Origin of the sequence: Blautia wexlerae DSM 19850 (genome assembly GCF_025148125.1) — a bacterium.
Lineage (GTDB): Bacteria > Bacillota > Clostridia > Lachnospirales > Lachnospiraceae > Blautia_A > Blautia_A wexlerae.
On the sequence record NZ_CP102267.1, the window covers coordinates 891,181 to 908,448 of the forward strand.

15 protein-coding genes are annotated in these 17,268 nt (G+C 35.4%); 10 read left to right on the top strand and 5 right to left on the bottom strand.

Annotated features, from left to right (window positions below):
* From NQ550_RS04150 to NQ550_RS04170, 5 genes are all read left to right on the top strand, one after another.
* Positions 1-786 carry an ABC transporter permease gene (locus NQ550_RS04150; RefSeq protein ID WP_025580958.1) on the top strand — a complete coding sequence of 262 codons (786 nt, stop codon included), beginning with the start codon at positions 1-3 and terminating at the stop codon, positions 784-786.
* 280 nt (positions 787-1,066) lie between these two features.
* A complete protein-coding gene (locus NQ550_RS04155; RefSeq protein WP_025580957.1) occupies positions 1,067-1,267 on the top strand; it encodes a plantaricin C family lantibiotic in 201 nt (66 codons plus the stop codon).
* Between the two features lie 116 nt (positions 1,268-1,383).
* Positions 1,384-4,521 carry a type 2 lanthipeptide synthetase LanM family protein gene (locus tag NQ550_RS04160; RefSeq protein WP_025580956.1) on the top strand — a complete coding sequence of 1,046 codons (3,138 nt, stop codon included), beginning with the start codon at positions 1,384-1,386 and terminating at the stop codon, positions 4,519-4,521.
* A gap of 42 nt (positions 4,522-4,563) precedes the next feature.
* Positions 4,564-6,660: a peptidase domain-containing ABC transporter gene (locus NQ550_RS04165; protein ID WP_025580955.1), complete on the top strand. Its 2,097-nt coding sequence runs from the start codon at positions 4,564-4,566 to the stop codon at positions 6,658-6,660.
* Positions 6,661-6,714: 54 nt separating this feature from the next.
* Positions 6,715-7,380 carry a DUF6973 domain-containing protein gene (locus NQ550_RS04170; protein WP_025580954.1) on the top strand — a complete coding sequence of 222 codons (666 nt, stop codon included), beginning with the start codon at positions 6,715-6,717 and terminating at the stop codon, positions 7,378-7,380.
* A 680-nt stretch (positions 7,381-8,060) separates the two neighbouring features.
* Here the strand turns inward: NQ550_RS04170 and NQ550_RS04175 are convergent.
* The 5 genes from NQ550_RS04175 to NQ550_RS04195 form a co-directional block, all read right to left on the bottom strand.
* Positions 8,061-8,990 carry a hypothetical protein gene (locus NQ550_RS04175; protein WP_059085305.1) on the bottom strand — a complete coding sequence of 310 codons (930 nt, stop codon included), beginning with the start codon at positions 8,988-8,990 and terminating at the stop codon, positions 8,061-8,063.
* 25 nt (positions 8,991-9,015) lie between these two features.
* Positions 9,016-11,022 (bottom strand): VirD4-like conjugal transfer protein, CD1115 family, encoded by a 2,007-nt coding sequence (locus NQ550_RS04180; protein ID WP_025579348.1) that lies wholly within the window; start codon positions 11,020-11,022, stop codon positions 9,016-9,018.
* Complete coding sequence (locus NQ550_RS04185) at positions 11,012-12,118, bottom strand: hypothetical protein (RefSeq protein WP_226854332.1); 1,107 nt, start codon at positions 12,116-12,118, stop codon at positions 11,012-11,014. Before NQ550_RS04185 ends, NQ550_RS04180 begins: the two co-directional genes overlap by 11 nt.
* Before the next feature lie 139 nt (positions 12,119-12,257).
* Complete coding sequence (locus NQ550_RS04190) at positions 12,258-12,923, bottom strand: DUF6100 family protein (RefSeq protein ID WP_025579351.1); 666 nt, start codon at positions 12,921-12,923, stop codon at positions 12,258-12,260.
* Positions 12,924-12,930: 7 nt separating this feature from the next.
* Positions 12,931-13,461, bottom strand: coding sequence for a DUF5697 family protein (locus NQ550_RS04195; protein WP_025579352.1), 531 nt, complete (start codon positions 13,459-13,461; stop codon positions 12,931-12,933).
* A gap of 472 nt (positions 13,462-13,933) precedes the next feature.
* On the opposite strand from NQ550_RS04195, the gene NQ550_RS04200 reads away from it, so the two are divergent.
* The 5 genes from NQ550_RS04200 (at position 13,934) to NQ550_RS04220 (ending at position 17,235) form a co-directional block, all read left to right on the top strand.
* The gene (locus NQ550_RS04200; RefSeq protein ID WP_156331270.1) at positions 13,934-14,074 is read left to right on the top strand and encodes a hypothetical protein; all 141 of its coding nucleotides are present in this window, start codon (positions 13,934-13,936) and stop codon (positions 14,072-14,074) included.
* Between the two features lie 62 nt (positions 14,075-14,136).
* The gene (locus NQ550_RS04205; RefSeq protein WP_025579355.1) at positions 14,137-14,415 is read left to right on the top strand and encodes a hypothetical protein; all 279 of its coding nucleotides are present in this window, start codon (positions 14,137-14,139) and stop codon (positions 14,413-14,415) included.
* A 110-nt stretch (positions 14,416-14,525) separates the two neighbouring features.
* On the top strand, positions 14,526-15,698 hold the full coding sequence (locus tag NQ550_RS04210; RefSeq protein WP_242833607.1) for a B12-binding domain-containing radical SAM protein: 1,173 nt from the start codon (positions 14,526-14,528) through the stop codon (positions 15,696-15,698).
* Positions 15,699-15,709: 11 nt separating this feature from the next.
* Positions 15,710-15,889, top strand: a complete 180-nt coding sequence (locus NQ550_RS04215) for a hypothetical protein (protein ID WP_025579357.1) — start codon at positions 15,710-15,712, stop codon at positions 15,887-15,889.
* 5 nt (positions 15,890-15,894) lie between these two features.
* Positions 15,895-17,235, top strand: coding sequence for a radical SAM/SPASM domain-containing protein (locus NQ550_RS04220; protein WP_025579358.1), 1,341 nt, complete (start codon positions 15,895-15,897; stop codon positions 17,233-17,235).
* The last annotated feature ends 33 nt before the right edge of the window (positions 17,236-17,268 follow it).

Here is a 17,268-nt window from a genome sequence, read left to right on the forward strand (position 1 = left end):
ATGGGAAATATTATATCAACAGAGTTATTAAAAATTAAAAGATATTCAGTTGTAAAAGCTGGATTAGTTATGATGTCGCTATCTGTGTTAATGAGTTGCTTTTATTCAACTGCAAGCACAAATAAAGTATGGGATTTTCAGTATTTTATACAGCAGGTAATTATTAGTAATTGTACATTATTTTTCCCGATTATTATTACATTAGTCGCTGTGTACATTATTTCCAGGGAAACAACAGATGATACATTAAAATCTATTTTAACAGTACCTATTTCATATAAAAAGTTACTTATTGCTAAATTTTGGCTGCTTTTATTTTTAACTATAGTATTTAGTATTTTTAACGCTCTTTTGTCAATATGTTTTAATGCTTTTTTAGGATTTTCTGGAATGAATATTCATATGATGCTGATGTCAGCCGCTCAGATTATTGTATCTGACATATTGGTGTATATATCAGTACTTCCCATTATTATTGTTTGTGCTTTTGCAGAAGGAAAATCATTGCTGGGAGTTGCCGTTGCATTCATCTACGGATATTTTGCAACAATGGAAGGAAGTATGCTTAATTGGTTTCCAATCAAGGCTGCAATGATACTTGTTGATCCTAAATGCGGAAGCGAATATGGAATAACATATAAAATTCCTCCTGCGGCGATGTCTATAATTGGGGTTTTGGTGGTTTCCATACTATTGTTTCAAATGCTAAACAGAACCAAAAAGAATGTTTATATGAAATCAAAAAGAAAAGTAAAGGTAAAACAAACAAGACGGAAAGGGTGGTAAAAAATGGTGGATTGAATGTAAAGAAATGTTGTCCGTAATCATAATCATAAACAATTTTAATATATGTTTGTAAGGAAGGAGAAGAGAAAATACATACTGCTAGTCAAGTGAACTTAACAGAACCTTTTAAGGAAATGAGAAATGAAAAAATAAATATCTTAGGATGAACCTGAAGGGTTCTGTATTCCTGCAGTATTTTGTGAAAAATTAAATCGTATAGATATAGACATTTTGAATTTACATATGGTATCTATGCAAGAAGCAGTTAGGAGCGTGCCTTATGAAGAAAAATTATAGAAATCCAATGACAAGACCAGAAAATTTTATGAATCCGGCAGGAAATGTAATGAAGGAAATTAAAGAGGCGGATTTAAACAATTTTTCCGCAGGTGCTGGTGAACCAAGAGTTTCCGATGGCTCTCAGTTCTGTACATCAACAAAAGAATGTAACTGGGGAACAATTATGTTTGTTTGCTGTTAGTTTATGAGAGTGGTATGAAACCACAGGTATGATGACTACTGAATGAATAGGTTTGGCTTCTATGCATAGATATCATATGCAAATTCAAAATTTTTTACGTAATGGAGGAGATTATTATGGATAAAAATAATTGTGACAATAATTCCTATTTTTATGAAAGAAATTATTATAAGGATGTTCCAATCAAAGATACTCAAATATTAGAATATTGGAATAACATTTTAGGTAAAGATGTTATTGAATTAATAGATAAGGCTTATGGGGTTTCTATAGAGCAGATATTATTTTCAGAGTATTCGTTAAATCATAAATATATTAGCTTTGCAACGTTAAATCAGGAATATTCTGATATGTGTAATGAGAAGGCTATATCCTATTTGACTAAAAAAGGAACAAAAGTATTATTTGATCAATTTGTTCTCAGGTTTCTGGGATATGGGAAACGGGTTTTAGAAAGAAAGAGTAGAAAAGGATATATTGTTAAAGTAGTTCAGGACTGTTTTTTGAAAAATTTAGCGGAAAGGATTTTAGATGTTTCTTTAAGCACTCTTATTTTTGAAATGTATTTAGCAAAAGAACAAGGAGAACTTAGAGGAAATGATGAAGCAGAAGAATATAAAGACTATAATCAGAGATTTCTTGGTAATGATAAGTATATAAAAGAATTATTTTCCATATATCCAGGTCTTAAAAGAATGCTGATAGAATTAATGGAAAATTTGGCAAATAATTATATATTATTGCAGGAAAGAATGGAAAAGGATACTTTACTTTTAGAAGATAAATTTGGTGGGAAAAAGGGCTGGACTGAAGTAAAAAACATAAGAACGAGTGGTTCAGATTCACATAAGAAAGGAAATAGTGTTTTTTTAATTCAGTTTCAAGATGGAAGAAAAATAGTTTATAAACCACACGGACTGAAGGTGGAGAAAGCATATCAGTCATTTTTGGAGTTTATTTCTTCCAATTGTAAAAAGGACTTTAAGCAATTTTTGATTTTAGATTGTGGGGACTATGGATGGGAAGAATTTGTAGTTAATCTTCCTTGTAACAGTGAGGCTGAAGTCAGGAATTATTATTATCGGATAGGAGTGCTTGTTTTTTGCAATTATATATTAAATGTCAATGATATACATACTGAAAATCTTATTGCTAATGGGGGATATCCGGTTGTTGTAGATGCCGAGACTGTCTTAGATAATAAAAGGGACAAAAAGAAAAAATCAGGTAGAGAAAAAATTTACGATAAGATACATGAATCAGTGTTGTATTCTGGAGTACTGCCTTTTTATAAATACACTAAAAATGGAAAAGGTATAAATATGAGTGCTCTTAATGGCCAAGAGGGAGAGCAATATCCAATACTGATTCCAAGATTAAAAAATGCTGGGACATCAAATATGCATTATGAATATGAAAGACCTATTACTCAAGCTAGTAATAATTTACTGAGACTGGGGGAAAAGGTAAAAGAACCTAATCAGTATATAGATGAGATATGCGAAGGTTTTTTTGACGCATATACATTTTGTTTGGACAATAAGAAGCTTATATTAAACTATGTTTCGATATTTGAAAATATTGAAGTTAGGCATTTAGTCCAAGATACTCAGCGGTATTCCATGCTATTGCACACATCATACAATCCGGATTTTCTTCAAGATGCGAAAGATAGGCAACTATTTTTGTGTGCAGTGTTAAAAAATGTGGAACAGATGCAAGGGAATATGGAAATTGCAAAACTGGAAATAAAGGATATGCTGAATATGGATATTCCATATTTTTATAGCAATACTTCAAAAGAAGATCTTTATGGATCAGAAGGGGAAGTGGTGAAGAACTATTTTGCTGAGTCTAGTATTCAACATCTTAGAAATAAGATCTGTTCTATGGGCAAGAAAGATAGAGAAGAACAGATTAGATTTATAAAAATAATTTTAACAGATTTGAATGATGTAAAAGTTGAGAAACCTAAAAAAGATATAAATGAACTTTGTATAAGTAGAAGCGATAATGAACATGGACAAAAGGAATATAAAAAAAATGCCATATTAAAAATTTTACATACATTAGAGCAAAAAGCTTTTTATGGTGATGATGGGCAGGATATAAATTGGATAGGAATAACATCTATTGGAAATTCTGAAAATTCTTCTTGGAATATCCAACCATTAGGGGTTTATTTATATGAAGGATTAGGAGGAATTGCCCTTTTTTATAATGCACTACAGCAATCAGATTTTGATGTGGATTTGTCAGCAGCCTGCAAAGCATTTGAGACCATGATGTTTCAATATACCGATGATATGTTGGAACGATCCACGGATTTAGAAAAGGAAAGTAGCGGTGCTTATGCGGGGGAAGCTTCTGTTATATATGTATACGAAGTTTTATATAAGATAACAGGAAAACAAAAATATTTAGAATATGCAGAAAAACATTGCAAAATTTTAGAGTATGCATTGAAAGCAGATGAAAATAATGATCTGATTTATGGTAATGCAGGTGCCGTTATTGTTCTTCTTAATCTTTATCACTTAGCTCAAAAGGATATATATTTGCAATTGGCGTGCGAAGCAGGGAACATTCTTATAAAAAATCAGAATAAGGGTAAGTGGTGCTGCGGAAACGGGCAGAGCTTATCTGGGCTGTCACATGGAATTACAGGTATAATTTATGCTCTTACAAAGTTAAATAATGAGCAATTTCATATTGAATATCAAAAGGCAATACACTCTGGATTAATATATGAAAATACCATGTATTCTGATAAATATAATAATTGGTTAGACAATCGGGAGGAGGCAAAAAAAGAAGAAAACTCTGATAATAGATGCATGGCAGCATGGTGTCATGGGGCACCAGGGATTTTATTGGCAAGAAGTAAGATGTATAACCTGGTTAAAGACAGTAGTGATTATATAACAGTACAATGTGATATTGAACGTGCACTATTTGCGACAAAAATGTATGGATTTACAGATAATGACTGTCTATGTCATGGGAATTTGGGGAATACAGAAATATTACTTGAATATTCAAAAGAATGTAATGATGAAGAAGTAAGACATATGATGTTGTCTGCGAGAACACAAATTGCTATGGATATTATAAATGAAAATTACGATTGTGCAAGGTCTTATTTGCATGGGTATAAGATACCAGGATTTATGACAGGAATCTCAGGAATGGGATACTCTCTATTAAGAGATTTGTACCCAGAATTACCATGCATTTTGGCTCTGGAGATTTAGGAGCGTAATTGCTAAGTAATATTTAACAAAGGGAGGAACTTGATGTTTCAAAAAAAAGTGCATTATGTTTCACAGCTAGGAAGCATGGATTGTGGCATAGCATGTCTGACAATGATTCTTAATTATTACGGGTGTAAAAGTGATATCGTGGACATAGGGGCAGAGATTCAGATTGGCAGAGACGGTATGACCTTAGCTCAAATGAAAGAATTAGCAGAAAAGTATGGATTTAAATTTGCTGCATACCAGTATAATCATGAAGAAAAAAACTTAATAGAGTATCTTCCAGCCATTTTGTGTAATGATTCCCACTATGTGGTAGTTGATAAAACTAAGAAGAAAGGAAAATATATTCTGTTTGATCCAGCAAATGGAAAAAGAGTTGTCGATTTTTTAGAATTAAAAAACGGATACAAGGATATTCTTGTATCCGTTATTCCAAGTAGAAATATTAAGAAAATAAAAAAAACCAAATTTAAAATAGAGGTAAAATTCTCTCAATTTATGATTGCAATTATGTTGATGCTTATGTGTCAACTTATTACATTAGCTGTTCCAATGGTTGTGCAAAAAGTAATAGATAGTTTATCTTCTGCCCATATTACAATTCATATATGGAAAATTACACTTTTAGTTCTTCTGATTATGTGTGCCCATTTTGTATTGAGCTTACTAAGACAGAAAATTTTATTGAATATTAACATGAAACTTTTTAAAACAATGATTTCTAATATGATTCATAAAATTTTCCGTTTGGATGTAAGTTTTTTTGAATGGCATTCCGCAGGTGACATAGGGAACCGTTTCAATAGTATAAATCAGTTGAACGACATTCTTACCAATGGATTTATAAACATTATAATCCAAGGGATTACATCCTTGGTATGTTTAGCTGTTATGACCAGTATATCTCCATATTTGACTGCATTTGTTCTAGTTGTTTCTATTATACAGATCGCCATAATGATTTTATTAAATGGTAAAAATCTCATAAAGACGAAAGAGTATATATACTCACAGAGTACAATACAGGGAGAACTGATAGATACTCTGGAGAATATAATGGAAATAAAATGTATGGGGATGGATAATGCAGTTAAATCAAATTTACAAAATTCTTATAGTAAGTTAATAGAAAGATTCAAGGGAAAAACTCGAATTAGTAATTTGATGAATAGTTTTTCCTCAACCTTAAACTTGATTTTCCCTTTAATGATTTACGTGATTGGAAGTTATAGTGTGAAGCAAGGAGGGTTAACGATAGGACAACTTATAGCCTATGCAACCTTAGTGGGATATTTTACAGCACCTTTTACTACCGTTGTATTGTTGTTACCGAGTATCAATAGTATTAAAGAAGTGCTTTTACGTTATAAGGAACTAATGATTTTTAGAGAAAATTATCATACGGGAGTTCTTGTACCTGGAAAATTTGAAAATTTAAAAATAAGTTCGGTTTCATATTGCTACAATAGTGGGCAGGCATACGCATTGAATAATGTTTCTCTTGATCTTAGGCGAGGCGAGAGAATTGCTATTGTTGGTTTATCGGGTAGTGGAAAATCAACCTTGATAAAAGCCATACTGGGTGCCGTGGATATTAATCAAGGATGTATTGAGATAAATAATTATGATATCAGATCAATGTCGAAGGAACAGATTTATAAATGGTTTTCAGTAGTTACTCAAAATCCTATGTGCTTAAATGCAAGTATAAGAAAGAATATTGATATTATAGGTGATGCTCCGGATGAGAAAATATGGAAGGTACTAGACATTGTAGCATTAAAAGAGGAAGTTTTAAGTATGCCGTTGGGATTGGATACACTTGTTGGAGAAGGAGGACAAAATATTTCAGGTGGTCAAAAACAGCGTATTGCCATAGCAAGAGCTCTGCTTAGCGATACGGAGGTAGTTATTTTTGATGAAGCTACCAGTAATCTGGATCAGCTTACAGAAAAGAAAATTTATGATAACCTAAGGTCTACCAATAAAACGCAAATTATCATTACTCATAGACTTTCCTCTATTCGAGATACGGATTATATCTATGTATTGAACAGGGGAAGCATCATTGAACAGGGAACACATTTGGATTTGATGAAGAAAAAGGGATGGTATTTTGAGAGTATTCAATGACAGATAGGAATTAAATTATGATATGAAAAGCCATTGTATGGGGAGGTATTACAGATGAAGAAGAAAGAGATAGTTATTGGGGTGAGCGTACTGATTAGTGCATCACTTCCCATTTCAGTTTATGCTGCTTCAAATGAAAGTATGAGTTCTAGAGGTTTTATAATTGATGAAACTAATGAGTTTGAGGATATCGTTAAGCAAATTTTAGATGTTAAGTCAAAACATCCGGAATGGAGTGAACAGCAGATAAGTGATTTTATGGATCAGATTCATGCTATTAAGAAAGATGGCGTCATAGACATTTGGAACGCACTTACTTCTTCTGAGAAAAAATTAGTGATTCGATATCCGTTTGATGCACTAAAAGTCAATAAAGCAAAGGAAATTGCCACTAAACAAACCGAAAGAAAATTCGGAAAAAATGGTTTGGGTGACAGGAGTGACGCATTTAGACACGGAATATGGAATGCCGAAATGACAGTTTTGATAGGAAGTGAAAAAGCAGAGCTTTTTGCGACAGCACATGAAGATAAAGATACTACTGGAAACGAAAGCGATGGATATACAAAAGATGAGCACAAAAAAATGGATTTACATAACAATGAAATAGGGAGGAAATTAGGTGCAGATAACCTATCTGCACCAGAAGAGAAAATGGCGGAAATCATATATGACGAGATAATGAGAGAAGATTCGCTGTTTGTATGGCTGCATGAATGAAAAAGTTAGAACGTATGAACTGAAATGAAATATATCTCTAAGACAGTCGCAGATATTTTATTGATGTTTAGATATCTGTGACTGTTTTTGAATAGAAATAATAGTCGTTAAAAATGTCTGCTCTGACTAAATTTGAAAGAAGAATCAGAATGAGAACCAAGTACTAATGTATAGCCATGAATTAGATGTGAAATCTGTTAAATGATGGTCAAATGAGAATGAGGGGGCTGTAGAAAAATATTTATCAACATATTATTTGTCGATTTAGTTTAAGTAATGACAATAACAATAATAAAGGGGGACTTGATTTCTCATATCCCCCAGTGTATAATCTAATTAAGAAAGGTAATCAGATGCAAGATCTGATGCCCTCAGTAAAATTTAATTTTTTTCTATGTTAAGACATAGCATCCATCAAACTTTCTCAGGGTTTATCGTGGATGCTATTTCTTATCATGTCGATTATCTATGTAAGTCAGAGCCGCAAAAACTACTAAAAGCAATGTGAGTACTTCCATTGTGTTCATGGGCATCACCCTCCTTTAAAAACTAGAGGGCTGGTCGAAATTGCATCCGCATCTCTTTCTCGATTAGCTATACTCGCTCAGTATAGCATGGAATATCTTGTATCGCAATAAGAAATGGATGTAGTGAGCTCCTTTTCATATTGCTTTTGGTAATCAGATATTTTGTTTGATAATCCTTGTAATGATGCCAACAGCAACATTCCGTTCTTCATCAATATGTGTCACAACAAAGGACACCTTATCTTTCTTCCCAACGGTGCGGCTGTCGTAGCAACTGTGAGCAATGGCGTTGACACCCAATTCTAACCGGACAAAAACAGTTCCTTTGTGGATGTCTTCCACCGTACCGGCATATTTTCCTTGTACCCGACAATTTTTCAGATTTTCTTTGCTGGTGTTGCCTTCCACGCTTTTTACATCTGCATGGATAGAGAGCGTTTCCGGGGAATCTCCCTGGATAGCTAAGATCCGGACCAGAATATGTTCCCCTACCTGGAATCGTTCCCTGGCATCACCCAGCCAGTCAAAAGACAGATCTCTTGCAAGGATGGAAGTTTCTACACCAAAGATTTCTGCCCGGACTACTTTTTCAGCAACGGCAATGACTCTGGCCTGCACAATACGGTCTTCGTGGATTTTATTCTGTCCGGAAGAGTCCTGATCAAAATAGAAAATCTGACGTTTCTTCAGCATAGCATCTTTCCGGCTGGCAACGATGCTTCTGGATTTGGTATCCAGTCCTTTGATTACAAAGTCGATTTCACTACCAAGCATGTTATTAAGGACTTTGTTCTGTCTAAGAGAGAAATCTCCGTAATCATGAGTTTCATCTTGGATCAGATTGATCATCATTTCCGAGATAGGGATGACTGCCCGATAATCTTTATAGTAAATAATTGCTATTAAGCTGCCGGCTTCGGTCTTTTCAATACCTCCCAGAATGCCGGTGAGAATTTTCCGGGTACGATAGGCATTTTGGATGTCATGCCAGATTAAATCCGCTTTTGATTGAGCAGTTTCTAATACAGTATCGGAGTCAAGGGTTAAAATAGGGGTGTTCAGGTTCATTGTTTCGTTTGCCATAAATGTTATCTCCTTTCAAAATGTGTTATGACATGATGGAATCTTTATCTAAAGGAACCATGCCAGAGTCGGGGGAATCTTCTATAAAATTTTCCTGAAAGAAATCCTCCATAAAATCATCGGGAGTAGGTTCCTGATAAACGGGTTCGGATGTAAAATGTGGTTTCTGTTTTGCTATTGACGCAGAAGATGAACGGCGTTTCCTTTTGGCTGATCCGGGTGAGGGCTGTGGTCGATACTCTGTTTCTTCCGAAGACCCATTTTTGCGCCATTCAGGTATGTGTTCCGATGCTTTTCTTGGTGTCAGCTTTTTGGCATCTGGATGCAGGGTATAATCGTACTTTTCTACTTTTAGGACTTTTTGCCCACGTAGGATAACCAAAGCAGTATCAAGCGGGAGCCGCAAGATTTCATCTGGTGTTAAGAGTTTTCGTTTGCCGATAGATTTTGTCTGCCGGTATTCCGGTGTATAGTCGGATACCCGCCAGCTATTGAGCTGCTTGGCTTCGCTGCTTACCCCTACGGTCACATCGCCGCTGCGGTTGCTGATAAAGGTAGCAGTAACTTCATCTGTGCAGCCCAAAAAGAGCTGGGTATCACAGTTGCCAATGATTTCCTGCCATTGGTTATAAGGATAGCGGTTCTGCATCTGGGGCAAATTCTGAAAGATGCAGGAAATGCTGAGATTCCGGCTTCGGATTACACTGATTTTCTTATTCAGTTCCAGGATAGCTCCGGTGTTGGCAAGCTCATCAGCCAGTATATGTACAGCAACAGGAAGTTTTCCTTCTTCTCCATACTTATCTGCATAACGGACCAGTTTGATGAAGATGAAGGTCATAAACAGGGAAGATAAAAAATCGAAGGTGCTGTCCTGGTCTGAGGTAATGCAAAAGTAAGCACATTTCTGTTTCCCTGGAAGTGTCAGATCAATCTCATCATAAGAGGTAATCTGCCGAATGAGTTTATTCTGAAATACCTGAAGTCTGGCACCCAATCCGATAATAACTCCGCTTCGCACGGTATCACTGGCTTGTTTGTAGATGCAGTAAGGAACTTTTGCTGGATGGGACACTGGGAGCAGATCAAAAAGACTGTTCAGCTCCTTTTCGGAACTCATGGTCAGCAGCTTATAAACCTGTCCAATATTTCTGGCTTCCGGCGGAAAGCCCTGATCTACATAGAGAACCAGGGCTTTTAGCAGGTTCATCTCCGCATTATCCCAGAAATGATCTCCTTTTCCGGAACCTGTATTCTGGATAATGACATCTGCAAATACCTGAGCCATCGTTTCTTGTCCATTGATTTCACCCAGACAATTCCAACTATCCGAGTTTTCCGGATTGACCAGATTAAATGCTTTTACTACATAGCCCTCATTTTCCAGATAAGCAGACATGCTTTCATAGAGTTCGCTTTTGGGATCGGTAATGATTAAACTTTCCCCGGAAGCGTTGTTGCCTTCCTGCCCTCTGGCGACACACTGGAAAATCATATTCCTGGCAAATGCCCTGGATTTCATGGAACCGCTGGCACCATACACGGCGATATTTTTATTCATTCGTGTTTGATATGGAAGACATACGGCTTTGCCATTTAATTTTCCTAAAATGGTTCCTTTATTTTTCTTGACATCTCCGGTCAGTTCCAAAACTTTCATCATTTCATCTGGAGTCATGAATCCGGATGTACCGTAGGTTCCTTTTGTAGAGTAATTTAAGTTCCGGTCATGGTCACTAATTTCCCCGTTTCTGTCATATCCCATACGCATAAGTAAAAAAGTAAGAAGCCCAAAGAGAACCAGGCAAAGAAAAATCCCATACAAATTGTATGGGAAATCGGTAAGGGCGGTATGAAAGCAGACCAATGGGTGTAAAGAAGCTGCTTGCGGATAGGTTCCGTTGCCGGCAAAGTTTCCGGCAGAAGTCCATTCCTGATAGTTTTTAATAAATTGTGCTGCGTATCCTCCGGCATACAGAGTGCAGACGCTTATGGGAAGCAAAAACAGGAACTTCCACCATTTACGGTTCATTGAAAAACCTCCTTTTAAACTTTTGAAAATCAATGCTGGAGAAGTGTATATCTGCAGTTAGGTATTTTTTCAGGCAGGGAAGCTGAAAGTCAAAGCAAATCAGGTTCCCGGATAGCCCATATACATTTAATCCAGTATTGAAGCGGTTGATACGCTGCATGTCAAAATCATACGCAAGCAAAATAGGATTTTCCTGGCTGTCTATTCCATCATGTTCAATTGGCAGATCCTCACGCTGGGGAAAACAGTCGGACAGTAGTAGCTGATTGAGCTGCATCATACGCTGGGGTTGTACCAATAAACGGAGCAGGTATTCTCCGTAGCTGTTATTGGGCAGGAAATAGAAGTGTTCATACGAAGTATCCAGCATGAACAGTGTTTTTTTGTATCCACCGGTACTGGTAAGGAGCCGGAAAGCCATATCCATATCACTGCCAGTCATGATGGCATAAACGGTAGGTGGCCCATGGTAAGGAAGTCCCTGAAGATAGTGCTGCAAAAAAGCATTGAGTCGGACTTCCGTTTTGTATTCCCATTTTAGAAGTGTATTTCCGGTATTATAAACAGCATAGACACAGTGAGGAGCCATCAGGATTCCTATACAACGGGAATTTTTAATTTTGGTAGTGGATGCTCCAAGATTTTTTATTTCTCTGGAAGAGTAAAACAGAGGAAGGCTTCGCACAGGAAACGTAGCCGCTTCGCTGGATTCAGAAAAAAGCAGCGGCTTTTCATCTGGAAAGAATGGGATTCCGGCATGTGAAAGCGTTAAATAGGTTTCTGCTTTTTGATGAAGTCGCAGCCGTCTTGGTAATTCACTACGTATGAGGTTGGTTTCTGCATTTCCGGTTAAATAGTTTTGAAAACGACAGGGATTTTGCGAAAGCAGCAGTTCTTTTGCCCGTTTGGTAAGGCGATAACCTCGTAGGCCATCTTTATAGTGTGTTCTTATAAGCTTACTCTGCTTTAAATCTGTAACCACCTTCTCTGCATAGGAATCACTCTCAATCAATCTGTTAAGCTGTCCGGAAGGGAATTCCCCACATAGCCCAACCATTTCCAAAAGCTGATATTTTATAGAATCGGTTTTTATCAAATAAGCATCACCTCAGTTCGATTTTTACCTATGACAGCCTATACTTGGGTAAAGTAAGGGCGGTATTAAGCATTAAAAATGCAAAGAATATGGCTTCTTTGCAGAAAAATTACCCATATCGGAAAAAGAAAGAAAAATATCAGGAAATTTCCGATATGGTTTTGATAGACTCTTTTCTATCTTTCAGCCAGCCAGGAAAGATTTCCGGTTCCATTACAAAGATAACGGTGTGATCGTAATTCCCCAGTTCCGTAGTGTGATAGGAGTCGCAAAAGAGTCCCGTATCATCAACCAGAACATAGGAAGCGATAGTATCTAAAATCTGTTTGAACTCCAAATTATCGTAATCACGTATCCGTTGTAAAGAAAGGCTCTGGTCATAAATTTGACTAAAACAGACCACACATCTTTTATATAACGGAATAGAATGTTCTGTCACATAAGTCTGCAAGGCAAGGTTTAATGGCTCATGTAGAAAAGCGGTGTTGGTTCGCAATTTACGTTTGGGCAGTAGTCCTGGCATGGTAATGGAAAGAACACTATTTGAAAAAGAGATTTTGATTCCCTGCACAGCCGCAGCCTGTTTCAGATAGTCTTTCTTTCCAGTGTCAGTTGTGGTATATACCAGATTTCTGAGCTGGCAGGCAATCCTTTCAGAACGCAAGGCAGCACTGATACTCAGCTCTTCGTATTTGTCGGCATACGCTTGAATATCTGTTGTTTTCAATGCAAAAATAGTGTTGTGAAGTTTTTGGACTTCATCATCAATGCTCTGTAAACGGTCAAAAACAGTTTTGGTGTTCATACATACCTCATTTCTTTGCATAATAGCTGACAGATCCGGTAGAGGAGTCTACAAGGCAAAAGGCAATCACACCTGTGATATGGATTTTTGAAGCCTGTTCTTCCGATTCTAATACAACCAGCCGTTTCGCATCGCTTTTTGTCTGGCTTTCCATGACATGATTGATAAGATATTCATGCTCCTGGGGGACATAGAGGACTTCATACCATTCATCTTTAGAGAAAAAGTTCAATTTCACAGGAAATTCACCGTCAGTATGGTACACAATGGCGTTTTTGAAGTCCAAAAGCACCCAAAAAGATGCAATCATTCCATAATCAGGATTGTTTGCAGATTCCTGGCTGTCGCAGAGAAGCCCGTTCTCCTTATCATAGATAATGCGTTTTTGTTTTACCAGACTGGTGATCAGAGACTTGATAGACTCTCTGTTTTTGGAAAAGAGCCGTAAGATCTGTTCATATTGCAGCGAATGGTAAGTTGTAATGAACCGGAGCAGTTGGGCACCTTCCCCTTGATAGATTTCATTTCTTGTTTTCATGGTAATCTCCCTTCATTATATAATAGGAAGTTTTACCTACACTGTACGCACAGAATACGTTTTTATTTTAGGGGAAGTACGCTGTACGTACTGTGTAAGTATTGGCTACTGTCAGCGAAAGGTTTACGGGTACAAAAAAAGCACCGATTAAGGTGCCAGAAAAAATAGGAATACTATAAGCAATATCAATTGTAACATGGGTAAAATTACCCTTCAATCGCAGAAGTGTGCCAATGTAGTGACACAATTATGTTGCAATGAATGACTATGAAAATATATTTCATCAAAATAATTCATACAGATTATTTTATAATAATTGAAATTAATCAGCCATGTGTTGCCTATGTCCAAAGAGATAAAAAAAAGTGCAAAAAAAACAATAAATATGGTTGTAAATGCTATGACATGGTATAAAGAATGTACTAATACATAAAAAAGTATTGGAAAGACAAAATGTGAAGGAGGTGACAAAATGAGTGTATATGAAACACCAAAAAGCGAAGGCGTAGAGCAGAAAAAACGTGTTGATTTAGGCTGTGGAGTAAACTGTGATTGGGGCTTCGGAGCAGGCATAGCGATTGCAATGATTGGTCCATTACCAGGACCAACGTAATGGTGAGAAAGCGTTTCTCAGAAAAGAGAAACGCTTTTTTAGAATTATACATTCATTAAAATATGATTAAACGAGAAGACATATTACATAAAACAACTTATGTTTGGAAAGAAAATGAAAAATATACCAGTATCATAAAAAATGATGGCAGTAGGGTGATTTTAAATAAAAAAGATTCTGATATCTGGAAAATAATCAATGACGATGATACCGTGGATGATATTATCCGTCATATGAAGGATACAATGAGTGCTAATCAGGTTGAAGACAGGTTAGAGGAATTTATTAAAATTGGTATTATAACTAACGAAGATATGTTTTGGGGGGATGACTTATTATAAAAAAGATTATGCTTATTATGCCAAACAGTAATAAGAATAAGCAGGTGGGATATTCAGAGAAGATGACAATGCCTCCTCTAGGTCTAATTTCCATTGGAGGATATCTTAAAATGCACGGTTATATGGTAGAAATACTTGATTTATTTACAAATCATATAAGGAAACAGGAATTTATAGATAAAATAAAAAATGCACATCCGGATATGATAGGAATAAGTGCATATACAGAAAATATTAATGCGGTTATCCATTTAACAAAGATAATTAAATCGGTGTTGCCAAAAATAATTATTGTTTTAGGTGGAGCACATGTGACTTTTTTGCCGGAAGAAGCTTTGCATCATAATACAGTTGATTATGTGTGCCGTGGAGAAGGAGAAATGACTTTTGTACAACTATTGGAGTGCCTTAATTATCATACGATTGATTTGTCAGAAGTGAAAGGAATTTCATATCGTGTAGGACAGGAGATTATACATAATGCAGATCGAGGATATATTGAAAATCTGGATAATTTACCGTGGGCAGAACTCGATGAAATTGAAATGCGAAGCTATGATATCAAGCAATTGATTATTACAAGTAGAGGATGTCCAGGAAAGTGTATCTATTGTGCTTCAGCTGCTCTATCGGGAACACGTTATAGAAATCGAAGCGCTCAAAATGTATTCAGTGAAATACATTATAAATATAGTATAAAAGGAGAGAAATACTTTGCTTTTTTGGATGATACTTTTACAGCAAATAAGAAGCGATTGTATCAGTTTTGTGATTATCTAAAGCAAGCCAATATGAATATAATATGGCGTTGTGATTCGAGGACAGATATTTTATCAAAGGAAATGATTGATAAAATGCAGGAAGTAGGGTGTACATCCGTACATATAGGTATAGAAAGCGGATCTCAAGATGTTATTAACAAAATTAATAAACATATAAGTTTAGAAAGGTCTGAAGAATTACTTGCATATATGTCGCAAAAAGGGCTTCAAGTAATGTGTTCTTTTATCATAGGGCATCATTGCGATACACATGAGACAATAAAAGAAACAATAGATATGGCACTGAAATTTCGTAAAAAGTATAAAGCAACTGTAGGTATAAGCATCAATACCCCTTTCCCAGGCACATATCTATATAATCATATGAAGGATTTAGGAATTAATTTGGAAATCAAAAATTGGTCTTCATTCGATTTAGTTCAGGCTGTATTTAGTACACCTAATATTACAAGAGCTGAGTTGCAAAATTATTATTATGAAATTCAATCAATGGTGATTTAGAGGAGGAAATTATGGAACGAATTGTTGTAGAATTAAAGGGAAATTTAACTTTCTGTGGAGTGGATAAAGGTGAGATATGTATTGAAGGTGAAAATGGAATATTGGTAGAAACAGATACAAAAAGCGGATTAAAAGTTTGGTGTCCAATAAAATCAATTGTTAAAAAGCATGAAATTAGAATAGAGGAGTGAGAGGAATGAAAATTTCATTAAATAAAAACGTTATTATAAAAGACTATGAAACCAAAGGGCTATTAATCGATGTAGAAAGAGCGGATTACAGGAAAGTCAACAGTTCTGGTCTCACCATTTCTAAATTTTTAAATAAGTATGGCGAAATATCAGTGGAAGAGTTACTTCTAAAATTATCGGATTTATATGAACTTCCTGAAGAAGTGTTTGGAGAGGAGGTTCAACAGTTTTTGGATGATATGATCGAAAAAGGTTTTTTTGTTAAAGATGGTGATTATTCTAGAATAGAAACAGAGGAAACCATTTGTCACCAGACGTCTAATGGGATTTGGATTAAAGTGACTAATAGATGTAATTTGAGATGTAGCTATTGCTATGCGGATTCTGGAGAAGGAGAAGCTAACGAATTAACGATAGAAGAAATAGAGAATCTTCTTATAGAATTAAAACCGAAAAATTATAATAAAATAGTCATTACCGGTGGAGATCCTTTGATGAGGAAAGATATAGTTGAAATTTTAAAAACTTGTAAAAAGTATGGAAAAGTTCAAATTTTAACAAATGGAACTATTGGAAATGCAGAATTATATAGAGAAATTATGGAGATAGTAGATGCAATTCAAATTTCTTTAGACTCTTATGAAGAAATACATCATGATAAAAATAGAGGAAAGGGAAGTTTTGTGCGCGCTGTAAATACGGTAAAAACTCTAACACACATTAATAACAAAAAAGTGATAGTTGCAATGACACCAACTCCAGATTATATGCCGGATATCGTTGAAATGATAAAATTTTGTCTAAATATGAATGTTAGACAATTACATATCAATAGATTTGTTCCCTATGGTCGAGCTAAAACTTTTGAAAATAAATTAAATATGGAGCAGTTTTATAAATGGGTGGATAGAGGATATGATTTTTTGCGAAATATCTATATTAACTATTATAAACAAAATAAGGAATTTATATTTAATATAGATGTTTCGAATGATTTATGTAATCAAGTATACTCAAAAGGAAGAAAAACATCATGCGGTGTTAATTGCAACCAGATTAGTATTGATAGTAATGGTAACGTATATTTGTGTCCTTCCTTACACATTGAAGAATTTGAACTGGGTAATATAAGAACAGATAATATTACTGAGATTATGGAAAAAAGTAAACAAAAATATGGAGAAATAGATGTCGAAATGTTATCTAAGTGTAAGAACTGTGAGATTAAATATTATTGTGGCGGAGGATGTAGAGCAATCGCATTTAATGAAACAGGCGACTTATATGGACAGGAGAGAAATTGTGACAATTATAGGAACAGAGTGTTTGATTTAATGCTGCAGTGATAAAGCCACACAGAAACGAAGCGGAGAGTGATC